The organism is Clostridium gasigenes, from assembly GCF_900104115.1.
Taxonomy (GTDB): Bacteria; Bacillota; Clostridia; order Clostridiales; family Clostridiaceae; genus Clostridium; species Clostridium gasigenes.
In genome coordinates, this window is record NZ_FNJM01000004.1 from 1 (window position 1) to 14,576 (window position 14,576).

17 protein-coding genes are annotated in these 14,576 nt (G+C 29.3%); 14 read left to right on the forward strand and 3 right to left on the reverse strand.

The features are described from left to right. The 3 genes from BLS77_RS08690 to rpmE all read right to left on the reverse strand — a co-directional run. Positions 1-257 (reverse strand): helix-turn-helix domain-containing protein (locus BLS77_RS08690; protein ID WP_139164832.1); only part of this gene is annotated, 257 nt, incomplete at its 3' end. Between the two features lie 93 nt (positions 258-350). Next, positions 351-1,448, reverse strand: coding sequence for an MGDG synthase family glycosyltransferase (locus tag BLS77_RS08695; RefSeq protein WP_089968292.1), 1,098 nt, complete (start codon positions 1,446-1,448; stop codon positions 351-353). 260 nt (positions 1,449-1,708) lie between these two features. After that, entirely contained in the window at positions 1,709-1,915 is a 207-nt protein-coding gene (gene rpmE, locus BLS77_RS08700; RefSeq protein WP_089968295.1) for a 50S ribosomal protein L31, read from the reverse strand. A 186-nt stretch (positions 1,916-2,101) separates the two neighbouring features. Here rpmE and BLS77_RS08705 point away from each other — a divergent pair, with 186 nt between their 5' ends. From BLS77_RS08705 to BLS77_RS08770, 14 genes are all read left to right on the forward strand, one after another. Continuing rightward, positions 2,102-2,686: a thymidine kinase gene (locus BLS77_RS08705; protein ID WP_089968298.1), complete on the forward strand. Its 585-nt coding sequence runs from the start codon at positions 2,102-2,104 to the stop codon at positions 2,684-2,686. Positions 2,687-2,721: 35 nt separating this feature from the next. Further along, on the forward strand, positions 2,722-4,482 hold the full coding sequence (prmC, locus tag BLS77_RS08710; RefSeq protein WP_089968300.1) for a peptide chain release factor N(5)-glutamine methyltransferase: 1,761 nt from the start codon (positions 2,722-2,724) through the stop codon (positions 4,480-4,482). Between the two features lie 58 nt (positions 4,483-4,540). Next, complete coding sequence (gene prfA, locus BLS77_RS08715; protein ID WP_089968303.1) at positions 4,541-5,626, forward strand: peptide chain release factor 1; 1,086 nt, start codon at positions 4,541-4,543, stop codon at positions 5,624-5,626. Between the two features lie 135 nt (positions 5,627-5,761). Beyond that, positions 5,762-6,349 carry a hypothetical protein gene (locus BLS77_RS08720; RefSeq protein ID WP_089968306.1) on the forward strand — a complete coding sequence of 196 codons (588 nt, stop codon included), beginning with the start codon at positions 5,762-5,764 and terminating at the stop codon, positions 6,347-6,349. A gap of 116 nt (positions 6,350-6,465) precedes the next feature. Beyond that, on the forward strand, positions 6,466-7,515 hold the full coding sequence (locus tag BLS77_RS08725) for an L-threonylcarbamoyladenylate synthase (RefSeq protein ID WP_089968309.1): 1,050 nt from the start codon (positions 6,466-6,468) through the stop codon (positions 7,513-7,515). Positions 7,516-7,562: 47 nt separating this feature from the next. Beyond that, entirely contained in the window at positions 7,563-8,012 is a 450-nt protein-coding gene (rpiB, locus tag BLS77_RS08730) for a ribose 5-phosphate isomerase B (RefSeq protein ID WP_089968314.1), read from the forward strand. A 24-nt stretch (positions 8,013-8,036) separates the two neighbouring features. Continuing rightward, positions 8,037-8,666 (forward strand): uracil phosphoribosyltransferase, encoded by a 630-nt coding sequence (gene upp / locus BLS77_RS08735; protein ID WP_089968317.1) that lies wholly within the window; start codon positions 8,037-8,039, stop codon positions 8,664-8,666. Between the two features lie 277 nt (positions 8,667-8,943). After that, the gene (gene wecB / locus BLS77_RS08740) at positions 8,944-10,092 is read left to right on the forward strand and encodes a non-hydrolyzing UDP-N-acetylglucosamine 2-epimerase (protein ID WP_278336657.1); all 1,149 of its coding nucleotides are present in this window, start codon (positions 8,944-8,946) and stop codon (positions 10,090-10,092) included. A 174-nt stretch (positions 10,093-10,266) separates the two neighbouring features. Beyond that, positions 10,267-11,451, forward strand: coding sequence for an acetyl-CoA C-acetyltransferase (locus BLS77_RS08745; protein ID WP_089968320.1), 1,185 nt, complete (start codon positions 10,267-10,269; stop codon positions 11,449-11,451). 755 nt (positions 11,452-12,206) lie between these two features. Continuing rightward, positions 12,207-12,572 carry an ATP synthase subunit I gene (locus BLS77_RS08750; RefSeq protein WP_089968323.1) on the forward strand — a complete coding sequence of 122 codons (366 nt, stop codon included), beginning with the start codon at positions 12,207-12,209 and terminating at the stop codon, positions 12,570-12,572. Continuing rightward, entirely contained in the window at positions 12,573-13,253 is a 681-nt protein-coding gene (locus BLS77_RS08755; protein ID WP_089968326.1) for a F0F1 ATP synthase subunit A, read from the forward strand. Positions 13,254-13,277: 24 nt separating this feature from the next. Further along, on the forward strand, positions 13,278-13,511 hold the full coding sequence (gene atpE, locus BLS77_RS08760; protein WP_089968329.1) for an ATP synthase F0 subunit C: 234 nt from the start codon (positions 13,278-13,280) through the stop codon (positions 13,509-13,511). Between the two features lie 40 nt (positions 13,512-13,551). Then, the gene (locus tag BLS77_RS08765; protein ID WP_089968929.1) at positions 13,552-14,031 is read left to right on the forward strand and encodes a F0F1 ATP synthase subunit B; all 480 of its coding nucleotides are present in this window, start codon (positions 13,552-13,554) and stop codon (positions 14,029-14,031) included. A 1-nt stretch (position 14,032) separates the two neighbouring features. Continuing rightward, entirely contained in the window at positions 14,033-14,572 is a 540-nt protein-coding gene (locus BLS77_RS08770; RefSeq protein WP_089968332.1) for a F0F1 ATP synthase subunit delta, read from the forward strand. Positions 14,573-14,576 lie beyond the last annotated feature (4 nt).

Sequence of the window (14,576 nt, forward strand, 5' to 3'; positions counted from 1 at the left end):
ATATCATATAAAGAACCTTCACCGTTGATATAATCCGTTATTGCTTTAATCTTAAGTTCATGTGAATAATGTTTATTTCTACTATTACTTATTAATCCATCCACTCCAAAAGCCTTATATTTACGTATCCATTCCTCAACCGAGAAGCTAGAAACTTGTAGTTGATAAGCTATTTGCCCTACACTTATTTTTCCTGATAAATACTCCTTAACAACCTCTATCTTAATTTCTGACAATATTTTAGTTTTTCTTTCCATAATAAAATGCTCCCTCTATATAAACAGTTTTTATTATTTCAACTGTCTACTATAAAGGGAGCATATCAAACAACTAGTCTTTTTTGAAAATTTCTATTTTATAAGGTCATCTGCAATATCAACTATTTTTTCTTTAGAATAAGTTGAAGCTAGCTTAGCTAGTTTATTACGCATTTGTTCTAATAATGCAGGGTTATCTAAAAGATTGTCTACATTTAGATTCAATTCTAAAAGATTATCTACATATAGGGCATATCCATTTGAAGTTAAAAAATCTGTATTTTGCATTTCTTGGCCTGGAATACAAAACGGAATTATAATAGGTAAGGTTTTATTAATGGCTTCAGTTATGGTTAAGCCACCAGGTTTAGTTATTATTAAATCTGAATAATCCATTAAGGATGCAATATCTTTAGAAAAACCAAGAATATGAAGTTTTTTATCTTTTATTCTATTCTTATATTCATTAGATAGACTGTCCTTTAATTTATTATTATTTCCACATACTACTGTAATTCTAAGTTTATGAGAATTATTAAGTAATTCTTTAACTACGTAGGATATATTTTTAAGTCCCATACTTCCGCTCATTAAAAGAATGTTAAAGTAATCTTCATCTTTAGTAGATAGGAGTCCAGGAACTATATTAAGGAATTCTTCTTTTACAGGTATTCCATAAGCAAAAATTTTATTGGAGTCTATACCTTTTTCAATAAGACTTTCCTTTGTGTTTTCGCTACCAGTTATATAAACATTAATATTACTATCTATATAAGTGCCGTGAGCCTTAAAATCAGTTACTATAGAAATTGCAGGTATATTTAAGCCTTTTCTTTTTAAGGTTCCAATTATGTTTACTGCGTATGGGTGTGTAAGTAATATTACATCTGGTTTAATTTTATTAATAAGTTTTAGAACTTTTTTATTCGTAAATAAAAAAAGTAATGATAAAAGCTTATTATTGAATGGACCATCAGTTAGTTTATAAGAAATTCCATAAAGTTTAGGAAATATAGAGGCAAGAACCTCATAACCCCCCACTAAAATAGTGTCTAAAAATTTACCATTACTTTTTAAAAAATCATTTTTTATTACTTCATATCCTCTTGCTTTAAAATTTTCTGCAATAGAATTAGCAGCTTGATTATGACCTTCTCCTGTAGAAGCTGTTAAAATTAAAATCTTTTTCATATATCATTACACTCACTTTTCATAAACTTAGGCACTTTCAAAAAAATAATAGATCAATTTGATAGGCTATTATTTTTTTCAAGTGCCTTAATTATTTTTAATAAGGTATCTTCAAAAAACTAGTCAATATGTTGATATGTCTTATTATTTATTTTAACATTAATTAGTATAATATAACATTATTATCTATTAAATAGTAGTAGAATATTTTTAGATAAGAAAAATGGGAAAGAACATGTCTTTCCCAGAATTTCTTATTCTTATTTGTTAAGATTAAATCTTTTGTTGAATTTATCAACTCTTCCACCAATATCAATTAGTTTTTGCTTGCCAGTGAAGAATGGGTGGCATTTAGAGCATATTTCTACTTTAAGTTCATCTTTAACTGAACCAGTTTCAAAGGAATTTCCACATGCACACTTAACCACTGCGTTGTGGTTATATTCTGGATGTATGCCTTCTCTCATATTTTTCACCTCGTTTCTAAATTTGTGACCTTACGGTTTGTTCAAATAACTTTTAAATTATAGCATATGGTCAAAAAACAGTCAAGTTTTGAAGTGGTTAATACTCAAAAAAATGTCTTTTTAAAGGGATATTTAAATGCTATAATCGATATATATATATACGCAGTGATAAAGGAGAAATTTTAAATGAGTAAATTATATTTTAGATATGGAGCTATGAATTCAGGTAAATCAACACATCTTATGCAAGTAGCTCATAATTATAAAGAAAGAGGAATGAATTCTTTACTTTTAAAACCATCTACAGATAAAAAAGGTGGGGAAAAGGTAGTTTCAAGGCTTGGAGTAGAAAGAAAAGTAGATATACTTGTAGCAGAGGACGATGATATATTTAAAAATGTTGAAGCATTGTATAAAGAAAAAGGTAAAATTGATTGTTTACTTGTGGATGAGGTTCAATTTTTAAAAAGTATACAAATAGATCAATTATTTGAGGTGGCAGTAGGGCTAGATATACCTGTTATATGTTATGGATTAAGAACAGATTTCAAAACACAGGGGTTTGAGGGCAGTACAAGATTACTTTTAATTGCTCATACAATAGAAGAAATGAAAACTATATGTAAGTGTGGCAGAAAGGCTTTGTTTAATGGAAGAAAAATAAACGATAAATTTGTATTTGAAGGTCAACAAATAGCCATAGATAATATAGATAACGTAGAATATGAATCTCTTTGTGGGCATTGCTTCTTTAAATATAAGAAAAGTTAGGGAGTTTCAAAAAACTAATGGAATGAGGGATTTATATGAAAAAGACTAGTGTTGGGGGTCAAGCTGTTATTGAAGGTGTAATGATGCGCGGCAGCAGCGGACTTGCTACAGCAGTTAGAACTCCAAAAGGAAATATAGAGATAGATTTTCAAAAAGTGGTTTCAATAACTAAGAAACATAAGATTCTAAATATACCTTTTATAAGAGGGATATTTATACTTATAGACTCATTAATAATAGGAATAAAAACTCTTAATTATTCAGCTTCATTTTTTGAAGAGACAGAGCCATCAAAATTTGAAGACTGGCTTAAAGGTAAATTTGGAGAAAAAAGTAATGATATAATTATTGGAATGACAATGACATTATCAATGGTGATTGCAGTAGTATTATTTATGGCAATACCAACAGGGGTAGCATCTTTGTTTAAGGGCTTTGGACTAACACCTATAGCACTTAATTTAATAGAGGCAGTAATTAGGATTATAATATTAATCGCTTATATTTATGGAATTAGCCAAATGGAGGATATATTCAGAGTGTTCCAATATCATGGTGCAGAACATAAGACAATATTTTGTTATGAAGCTGAAGAAGAGCTAACTGTAGAAAATGTTAAGAAATATGGTAGATTCCATCCAAGATGTGGAACAAATTTTCTGTTCTTAATTATGATGGTAAGTGTAGTTATTTTTACATTTACAGGTTGGGGAAGTTTTATACAACGATTAGGGCTAAGAATAGTTTTAATTCCTATAATATCAGGTATAACTTATGAAATTATTAAATGGCTAGGTAAAAGTAATAGCAAATTGGCACAAATAATTTCATATCCAGGTTTAAAATTGCAAGGATTAACAACTAGGGAACCTGATGATTCACAAATAGAGGTTGCTATTGCAGCACTTCTAGCAGCAGAAGGTCTTGAAGAACCAGAAAAGACAATTGGAGAATTGTTACAGTTTGGAGTAGAAAAACTTAAAAAAGTAGAAATAGATACTTATATTTTAGATACCCAATTATTATTAGGTAAGATTATAGAACGTGATAGAATATATATTATAACTAATAGAGATGAAAAAATAAATAATAAGTTTAAAAAAGATTATTTAGAGTTAGTAAACAAAAGAGTTAAAAAGATGCCTATAAGTTATATATTAGGTGAAACTGAATTTATGGGTCTAGATTTATATGTGGAAGAAGGTGTATTAATACCAAGAGCTGATACTGAAGTGTTAGTTGAAGAGGTATTAAAGTTAATTTCTAAGGATAAAGAAGTAAAAGTTTGTGATTTATGTTGTGGAAGTGGCGCAATAGGTATAGCACTTGCACATTATAGAAATAATATAAACATAGATTTGATAGATTATTATAAAGTGCCAGAAAAAATAACTATAAAAAATTTAAATAGACATAATTTAAATGAGAGAGCAACATTTATAAAAAGTAATCTATTAGAAAAACCTATAGAAGATAATAAAAAATATGATTTAATAGTCTCAAATCCACCATATATAGAAGAAAAAGTTATAGATACATTGATGGATGATGTAAAAAATTATGAACCTCATACAGCTTTATCAGGTGGAGAGGATGGGTTATGCTTCTATAAGAGAATAATAGACGAAAGTAAAAATGTATTAAATGAAAATGGAATATTATCATTTGAGATAGGCCATGATCAAGCAGAGGAACTAAAAAAATTAATGACGGATGCTGGTTTTAAGAATATTAGAGTCATTAAAGATTTATCAGGATTAGACAGAGTTGCAATAGGGGCTCTAATAGTTGATTAGTAGAGGCTTATTGTGATATAATACAGCAATGTAAAAAAATAGAGTACGGAGTGATAGCATGTTATTAGATAAACTAGCTTTTATAGAAAATAAATATGATGAATTATCAGTGAAAATATCAGACCCTTCAATTATGGCAAATCAAAATGAATGGAGAAAGCTTTGCAAGGAGCACTCAGATTTAGAAATTGTAGTTACAGCTTATAGAGAGTATAGAGATGTAACAGAAGAATTACAATCAAATAAAGAAATGCTAAATGATGAAAGTGATAGAGAAATGAGAGAAATGCTAAATGAAGAAATTTCTGACCTTACAAAAAAAGAGGTAGAATTAGCAGATAAAATACAAATTTTATTACTACCAAAAGACCCTAATGATGATAAAAATGTTTTTGTTGAAATTAGAGGTGGAGCTGGTGGTGATGAAGCCGCTCTTTTCTCATATAATCTTTTTAGAATGTACACAAGATATGCAGAAACGCAAAGATGGACTACTGAAATAATGAGTTTAAACGAAAATGATATCGGTGGATTCAAAGAAGTAGTATTTATGATTAAGGGAAATGGAGCATATTCAAAACTTAAATATGAAAGTGGAGTGCACAGAGTTCAAAGAGTTCCAGAGACTGAATCAAGTGGTAGAATACATACATCTACAGCAACTGTAGCTGTTCTTCCAGAAGTTGACGATGTTGAAATAAAAATAGAAGATAAAGATTTAAGAATAGATACGTACAGATCTTCAGGTAACGGTGGTCAATGTGTAAATACAACCGATTCAGCTGTAAGAATAACTCATATACCATCTGGAGTTGTTGTTGCATGTCAAGATGAAAAATCACAACTTAAAAACAAAGAAAAAGCTATGAAGGTTTTAAGATCAAGATTATTTGATGCAGCACAAGCAGAGAGATCAGCCGGGATTGCTGAAGATAGAAGAAGTCAAGTTGGTTCAGGGGATAGAAGTGAAAGAATAAGAACATATAACTATCCACAAGGAAGAGTAACTGATCATAGAATAGGATTAACTTTATATAAATTAGAAAGTTATTTAAGTGGAGATATACAAGAAGTAATTAATGCATTAATTACAGCAGATCAAGCAGAGAAAATGAAGAAAATGGGAAATACTGATACTATTTAGTATTAGTTGGCATCTAAAAATCCTTAAGGAGCTGAAAGAAAATAACAAGTCAGAGAATCTAATCTTACTAGTTATTTTTTTGAAGCTCCCTTACGTTATAAAACGTAGGGCTTTTAGAATAATTGGAGGTAAAGTATGAATATAAATAAGGCTTTGAAAAAAGAAAGTAAAAGTAAGAATCAATTATTTACAGTGATGATATTACTTTTCATAACTCTTCCTTTAACAGCCTATTTATCAGGAATACAATCTCTATTTTTATGGATATATTTAGGGTTTATAGAGTTGCTGATAATATTGAAAATTATAATAAAGTTAAATTATCATGGATTAAAATTTGTATGTAATAATAATAGACTAAAAATAAAAAGTGGATTATTTATAAAAGAAAGTTTAATATTATGTGATAAAGTTGCATTAGTTCATACTAGTAAAGAAAAGGATGAATTAGAAATTATTATTGTTACAGCAGTAAATTTTAAAAATAGAGGATTAAAACCTATAACACAAGGATTTATAAAGAAGTATTCCGAAGGTGCAGAAGAATATTTAAAAATAAAAAAATTAACACCTGAACATGTATTTTATTTTCAGGTAGTTAGAAAAGGTGCTCTTAAAAAGTACGAGTTACTTGATGCTATTTATAAAAATTGTGTTAGAGCTACATATACCTCATCAGCTATTGAAAATATAAAAATAGCTAGAGGTCAAATTGATATTTAGGCAACTGAAAAAATAATCCCGATTATAGAAGAACATTAAGACACTTTTAAAAAAATAATAGACCAATTGTTAGTCTATTATTTTTTCAAGTGCCTAAAATAAAGAAGGTAGATATTTTGCAAACAAAGGTAGCTATAATAAAAGATATAGAAAATGATAATAAATATATAAAAGAAGCCGCAAACATTATTCAAAATAATGGTACAGTAGCATTCCCAACAGAAACAGTTTATGGGCTAGGAGCAAATGCATTAGATCCTCAAGCTGTTTCAAAAATATTTAAGGCAAAGGGTAGACCTCAAGATAATCCATTAATTGTACATGTTGCAAATAAGGATATAAGTGGTTTAGTTTTAACCATACCAGAAATTGCAAAAAAACTTATTGATAAATTTTGGCCAGGTCCTTTAACAATAATATTAGAAAAAAATAATATTATTCCTGATGCAACAAGTGCAGGACTTAGTACAATAGGTATAAGGATGCCAAATAATGAAATAGCATTAAAGTTAATAGAGATGTCAAATAGACCAATAGCAGCACCTTCTGCTAATATATCAGGTAGACCAAGTCCAACAGAAGTTGAAAGATGTGTTGAAGATTTATATGGTAAGGTTGACTACATATTAGGTGGAAATAGAAGCGAGATTGGGGTAGAATCCACAATAGTAGATTGCACTGTTAACCCACCGGTGGTATTAAGACCTGGTGGAATAACCCTAGAAATGTTAAGAGAGTTTCATCCTGGGATAAATATTGATGAGTCAATTAAAGGAAAACCTAGCCCTGATTTAAAGCCAAAGGCACCAGGAATGAAATATAGGCACTATGCACCAAGGGCTAAACTTAAAATAATAAGTGGAAATAAAGAAAAAACTATTGATAAAATTAAAGAAATAGTAGACAATTATATAGAAAAAAATAAAAATGTAGCTATTTTATGCACAGACGAAAATGCGAATAAATTTCCAAAGGGTAAAATTATTTCTTTAGGAAGTGAGTTTATTTTAGCTGATATAGCTAAAAATATTTTTGAGGCTCTTAGAAGTTGTGATGATTTAGGTGTAGATTTAATTCTATGTGAAGCTTTTGAAGAAAAGGGTGTAGGAGTAGCTATTATGAATAGGCTAAATAAGGCAGCCGGATTTGATATAATAGAAGTTTAGGCATTTGATTTTTGAAGTGCCTTAATAATTAGGAGGGATCTCTTATTATGAAAATAGCAATAGGGTCAGACCACGGTGGAGTGGATTTAAAAGAGGAAATAATAAACTTTTTAAAATCAGAGAACTATGATGTAAAAGATTTTGGGACAAATAGCAAGGCATCTTGCGATTATCCAGATTATGCATTGAAAGTGGCAGAAGCTATAGTGGCTAAAGAATTTGAATTTGGTATATTAGTATGCGGTACGGGTATAGGTATAAGCATTGCTGCAAACAAGGTGCCGGGAATAAGAGCTGCTTTATGTTCAGATACATTTAGTGCACATGCAACTAGAGAACATAATAATGCAAATATATTAGCATTAGGGGCAAGATCTGTAGGCCCAGGGTTAGCATTAGATATAGTTAAAACTTTCTTAAATGCTAAATTCGAAGGTGATAGACATCAGGCAAGAATTGATAAAATAACAGCTATTGAAAAAAAATATATTAAATAATAAAACATATTGGAGGAATTTTTAATGAGCAGAGTAATACAAGTAGAACATCCATTAATACTTCATAAATTAGCTTTTATAAGAAGTAAGAATACAGGTGCTAAAGATTTTAGGGAATTAGTTGAAGAAGTTTCAATGCTTATGGCATATGAAGTAACTAGAGATTTGGCTACAGAAGAAGTAGAAATCGAAACACCAATTTGCAAAACAAAGTGTAAAATGTTATCAGGAAAGAAAATAGCTATAGTTCCAATACTAAGAGCAGGTCTTGGTATGGTGGATGGAATGTTAAAACTAATTCCAGCAGCTAAAATTGGACATATAGGTTTATACAGAGATGAAGAAACACTTCAACCAGTAGAATATTTCTGTAAATTACCACAAGATATTGCAGAAAGAGATGTAATGGTTGTAGACCCTATGCTTGCAACGGGAGGATCAGCTGCAGATGCTCTTACTTTATTAAAGAAAAAGGGTGCTAAGAACCTAAGACTTGTATGTTTAATATCATCACCAGAAGGTATTAAACTTGTACAAGAAACTCATCCAGATGTAGACATATATGTAGCTGGGATAGATGAAAGGTTAAATGAAAAGGGATATATAATACCAGGTCTTGGAGATGCTGGGGATAGATTATACGGAACAAAATAATTTAATAATTATAGTATATTCAAAAAAATAGTTAATATTATATTCTATTTTGAATCATACTTGCTTAATAGAGTTCACTGATAGTACAACTATCGGTGAACTCTATATCATAGTATGGCTCAAAATATATATTATAATTTAAACTCCTATTTAAGATTATTAAAGTTTAAAAATTAATTAATTAAATAATATTTTGAAAATTTGTATTGTGCAATAGATAGAGTGTATAATTATAGAAGTTATAAAAAGGGTATTGATATATTAAGGAGTGATTTCATTGAAAAAGAAAATTATAACAATATTTGGAACGAGGCCAGAGGCTATAAAAATGGCTCCATTAGTAAAGGAACTTGGAACTAGAGAGGGCATAGATATAAAGGTGTGTGTAACAGCACAACATAGAGAAATGTTAGATCAAGTTTTAGAGTATTTTGATATTATTCCAGATTTTGATTTAAATATAATGAAAACAAAGCAGACCTTAACTGGAATAACTAATAGAGTTTTAGAAGGACTTGAAGAGGTTTTTATAAATGAAAAACCTGATATGATATTAGTACATGGAGATACAACAACTACATTTTCAGGCGCACTTGCTGCGTTTTATCAACAAATAAAAGTTGGTCATGTTGAAGCTGGGCTTAGAACCTTTGATAAATATTTTCCGTTTCCAGAAGAAATGAATAGAAAACTTACTGGAGGATTAGCAGATTTACACTTTGCACCAACAAGTGGCTCAAAGAATAATCTTCTAAGAGAAGGGGTAAAGGAAGAAGAAATATATATAACAGGAAATACTGTAATAGATGCAATGCTTCATACTGTGAAAGATGGTTATATATTTGAAAATGAAGAATTAAATAAAATAGATTTTCAAAATAAGAAAGTTATTATGATTACAGCTCATAGAAGAGAAAATTGGGGAGAGGGTATAAATAATATTTGTGAGTCTTTAAAAGCTATTGTAGAAGCTAATAAGGATGTAGAATTAGTTTATTTAGTGCACTTAAACCCAGTTGTTAAAGATGTAGTCTATAGAAAATTAGGCGGAATAGAAAGAGTTCACTTGTTACCGCCATTAGATACTAAAGAAACACATAACTTAATGAATAAATCATTTATGGTTATGACTGATTCTGGTGGGCTTCAAGAAGAAGCACCACATCTTGGTAAACCAGTATTAGTTTTAAGAGATGTAACTGAAAGACCAGAGGCAGTATCTTATGGAACGGTTAAATTGGTAGGAACTAATATAAAAACAATAGTAGAAAATGCAAACACTTTATTAAATAACGAAGAAGAATATTTAAAAATGAGTAAATCAGTTAATCCATATGGTGATGGTAATGCTTCAAAAAGAATTGCAGATGCCATTGAAAAATACTACGGGTTAAGAGAAGAAGAAGTAGAAGAATTTAAGAGATAGTATTAACCATAAAAATAACTAGTTGTTTACGCGACTAGTTATTTTTATATCTTAAAGTGGGAAAAAAAACTAAAATTTAGTTGATTATAGAATTAAAAGTGTTATAATTGAATTGTGTTAATTGTTTAACAAGTTGGACAATTCAAACGATGAAAATTAGGAGGTATTGTGAATATGAGAGAAGTAGTTATTGTAAGTGCAGTAAGAACAGCAATTGGGGCATTTGGAGGAGCATTAAAAGATGTTTCTGCAGCAGATTTAGGTGCTCTTGTAATTAAAGCAGCTATTGAGAAGGCTGGCGTTCGTGGTGAATTAGTAGATGAAGTTGTAATGGGTAATGTAATACAAGCGGGTCTTGGACAAAATATTGCAAGGCAAGCAGCTATAAAATCAGGATTGCCAGTAGAAGTTCCAGCTATGACTATAAATAAAGTATGTGGATCTGGATTAAGAACTGTAGCATTAGCTGCACAAATGATAAAAGCGGGAGATGCTGATATAGTTGTTGCAGGTGGTATGGAAAATATGTCACAAGCACCATATGTATTGAAAGATGCAAGATGGGGACAAAGAATGGGTGACGGTAAAATGGTAGATACAATGATAAATGATGCTCTATGGGATTCATTTAACAATTATCATATGGGTGTAACAGCTGAAAATATAGCTAAACAATGGAATCTAACAAGAGAAGAGCAAGATCAATTTGCTGTTAATTCTCAAGTTAAAGCTGAAAATGCTATTAAAGCTGGAAGATTTAAAGATGAAATAGTTCCAGTTATAATTCCTCAAAGAAAGGGAGAACCAAAAGTATTTGATACTGATGAATTTCCAAGATACGGTGCTACAATGGCAGGGATGGCAAAATTAAGACCAGCATTTGCCAAAGAAAATGGTACAGTAACAGCAGGAAATGCTTCAGGAATAAATGATGGAGCAGCAGCTTTCGTAGTAATGAGCGCTGATAAAGCTAAAGAACTTGGAATTACTCCTTTAGCTAAAATAGTTTCATATGGTCAAAGAGGTTTAGAACCATCAATAATGGGTTATGGACCATTCCATGCAACTAAAAAAGCTTTAGAAGTTGCAAACCTTAAGATTGAAGATTTAGATTTAATCGAAGCTAATGAAGCTTTCGCAGCTCAAAGTTTAGCTGTAGCAAAAGATTTAAACTTTGATATGGATAAAGTAAATGTAAATGGTGGAGCAATTGCACTTGGACATCCAGTTGGAGCATCAGGTGGAAGAATATTAGTTACATTACTTCATGAAATGCAAAAAAGAGATGCAAAAACTGGTTTAGCTACTTTATGTATAGGTGGCGGAATGGGAACAGCATTAATAGTTTCAAGAGACTAATGTTATTTTGAAAAGATCCTTTAATTAGGATCTTTTTTTTTGTGTGTATTATATTTCTTAAATAGAATTTCATGAATTAATATTAAAAAAATGAGAATAATAAAAATATTAATGTGAAAAAAATATAGTAATTACTACTTTTTACTTTAATAATATTAAACTTATAATAGGTATATTAAATTTGGTAAAAACAATATTGTATAAAGGATAATAATTGCAAATAAAACGTATATAAAACTTATGCAAAACGTATATAAAACTTATGTGAAACGTATATAAAACTTATATAAACTAGATATTAGTCTATATACACATTAATATATGAATATTTAATTATAATAGTAAATTAAATGTCGAAAATAAAAATAAAAAAATAAAAAAATGAATAATTAATATTCAAATTTATTCATTTAGTGAAAAGGTTGAATTGAATTAAATTATTTGTTAAAGTATTCTATTTAAAAAAATAACTTCAAATAGAATAAAAGTGATAAAAAAACGTGAATGAAAATGTTAACATTAAATTGAAAGAAAAAACAGAAAAACAGAAAATTCAGTTAAATGAATATAGCTTGTATAATTAAAACTATAAACTTAGCAAAAGTTATTAATAATGAATGTAGTTAAGGAAATTGAGAATAAACCTATGTAGACAGTAAATTCAATCAAAACATAGGTAATTTGATTAAAAATGAGGTTTCCTTTAATTTTTTTTGAGGATTATAATTAGGACAGTCATTAGGGGGTATTGATGTATGAGTAAAGACGTGAATAAATTTCTTAATGAAATGATAAAATATGATTTGTATGGAGGAATTATTCTTTCTCTTATATTATCAATAACAGTTAATACTAAATTTTCAATTATTTATTTTCTTGGAATTATAGTTTCCCTAGCTAATTTTTTTATAGGTGGAAAAATTATGAAAAATATGCTAGAAAAAAAAAGAGGTGGTATGTTATTTCCGATAAGTGGTCTTATAAGGATATTAATAATAGTTGGAATAGCAGTACTTTTTATGAGTAAGTTAATTAATCTAATAGCATATATTACAGGATACATATCACATTTTGTATTCCTAACAATATATTGGGTAAAAAGTGAGAAGGGAAGTGATTAGGTGGAAACTCTAGAGCCTATAGTTTCTTTTACATTAGGAGGATTTAAAATAGACATAACTCCTGAGATGGTAGTTCAATGGGGCATAATTATTTTTATAGCTCTATTATGTTGGTGGACTACAAGAAACTTATCAATAAAACCTAGTAAAAAGCAAACTGTGGTAGAAACAATTTATAAATCGTTAAAGGGACTAATTATAAATAATGTTGGAGAGAAGTATTTAGACATACTTCCGTTTATAGGAACAACAGCAGTATTTATATTTATGATGAATATGGTTGGTCTTATAGGAATATCACCGCCAACCAAAAGTTTTAGCGTAACAGTATCATTAGGTTTAATATCGTTCTTTGTTGTTCAATTTTATGCAATTAAAAATCATGGCATAGGATCATATCTAAAAGGATATGCACAGCCAGTAGCGATAATGTTGCCTATAAATTTGTTGGAAAGAGTAATGTTTCCAGTGTCATTAGCATTAAGATTATTTGGGAACATATTAGCAGCTACAATTTTAGTAGAATTAGTTTATGAAGCTCTAGGCAGTGTAGCTTGGATAGCACAAATAGGTTTACCAATACCACTACATGGATATTTTGATGTCTTTGATGGGGTAATACAAGTGGTCATATTTGTAATGTTGACCATGATAAATATAAAAATAGTATCAGAACATTAAACAAAATTTAAGGAGGAAATAACAATGGATGCAATAGGAATGAGAGCAATAGCAGCTGCAATAGCAGTATTAGTAGGAGCAGGAGCAGGAATAGGAATAGGAATAGCAACAGGTAAAGCAGTAGAGGGTATTTCAAGAAATCCAGAATCAAGCGGAAAAATAACAACAGCATTAATTATAGGTGCGGGTTTCGCAGAAGCAACAGCTATATATGGATTATTAATATCAATTATTCTAATATTTGTTGGAATAAAATAGTTGCTTTAAGTGACTCCAGAGAGGAGGAGGTAATAATATGATGGAATTAAATCCTTCAATAGTAATAGCAACCATAATTAATTTCATTGGTTTGTTAGCAATATTAAAACATTTCTTTTTTGATAAGGTCAAGGCTATTATTGATGAAAGAGAAGCGCTTATAAACGAGCAATTAGATAATGCAGAAGAAGAACAAGAAAAATCAAGAATGTTAGCAATAGAAAATGAAAGAATGCTTAAATCTGCAAGAGAAGAAGGTAAGAAAATTACTGAGAGAGAAAAGCAGAAAGCCGAATCAATATATGAAGAAATTATAGGTGAGGCTCACACTGAAGCTAAAATAATTTTAGAAAGAGCTAAAATAGAAATCAATAGAGAGAAAGAAAAAGCAGAATATGAGTTAAAGAAGCAAGCTATAACTTTAGCTATTGAAATTTCTAAAAAGGTAATTGAAAAAAACATCGATGAAGAAAAAAATAGAGAATTAATTGATAATTTTATATCTAAGGTAGGTAGCTAGTATGCATGAATATCTAGATCGAAGATATGCCTTAGCACTTTATGAGGTAGCAGAAAAAAAAGGTAAAGTTCAAGAGTATCTAAGGGATTTAAGAGAAATCTGTGAAATTATAGATACAAATAAAGAGTTTTATGAAGTAATTAGACATCCTCAAATAGGGACTAAACAAAAAAAGAAAACATTTATTAATATCTTTAAAGGTAAAATAGATGAAGAATTATTATCATTTTTATTAATTCTTATAGAAAAAGATAGAATACTTTTTTTAAGAGAAAAACTTAATCAAATGGAAAAAGTAGATTTAGAGCGTAAAAACACTTTAAAAGGAATTGTTAAGACAACAGTCCCTTTAAAAGAAGAAGAGTTTAATACTCTAGTTTCTAAATTAGAAGCCAAATATAATAAACATATTATCCTAGAGCAGGTAATAGATAAAAGTATTTTAGGTGGGATATACGTTCGAGTTAATAATGATGTTATTGACGGAACAGTTAAGTCAAAATTAGAAGAATTAGAAGAATTAATGCTTAAAACGGAATAGAGGT

Coding starts and splice junctions, on each gene's coding strand:
- BLS77_RS08765 (WP_089968929.1), top strand. CDS start 13,552: ATGGAATTAAATCCTTCAATAGTAATAGCAACCATAATTAATTTCATT.
- BLS77_RS08695 (WP_089968292.1), bottom strand. CDS start 1,448: ATGAAAAAGATTTTAATTTTAACAGCTTCTACAGGAGAAGGTCATAAT.
- prfA (WP_089968303.1), top strand. CDS start 4,541: ATGTTATTAGATAAACTAGCTTTTATAGAAAATAAATATGATGAATTA.
- atpE (WP_089968329.1), top strand. CDS start 13,278: ATGGATGCAATAGGAATGAGAGCAATAGCAGCTGCAATAGCAGTATTA.
- BLS77_RS08745 (WP_089968320.1), top strand. CDS start 10,267: ATGAGAGAAGTAGTTATTGTAAGTGCAGTAAGAACAGCAATTGGGGCA.
- BLS77_RS08720 (WP_089968306.1), top strand. CDS start 5,762: ATGAATATAAATAAGGCTTTGAAAAAAGAAAGTAAAAGTAAGAATCAA.
- prmC (WP_089968300.1), top strand. CDS start 2,722: ATGAAAAAGACTAGTGTTGGGGGTCAAGCTGTTATTGAAGGTGTAATG.
- BLS77_RS08705 (WP_089968298.1), top strand. CDS start 2,102: ATGAGTAAATTATATTTTAGATATGGAGCTATGAATTCAGGTAAATCA.
- upp (WP_089968317.1), top strand. CDS start 8,037: ATGAGCAGAGTAATACAAGTAGAACATCCATTAATACTTCATAAATTA.
- rpmE (WP_089968295.1), bottom strand. CDS start 1,915: ATGAGAGAAGGCATACATCCAGAATATAACCACAACGCAGTGGTTAAG.
- rpiB (WP_089968314.1), top strand. CDS start 7,563: ATGAAAATAGCAATAGGGTCAGACCACGGTGGAGTGGATTTAAAAGAG.
- BLS77_RS08750 (WP_089968323.1), top strand. CDS start 12,207: ATGAGTAAAGACGTGAATAAATTTCTTAATGAAATGATAAAATATGAT.
- BLS77_RS08770 (WP_089968332.1), top strand. CDS start 14,033: ATGCATGAATATCTAGATCGAAGATATGCCTTAGCACTTTATGAGGTA.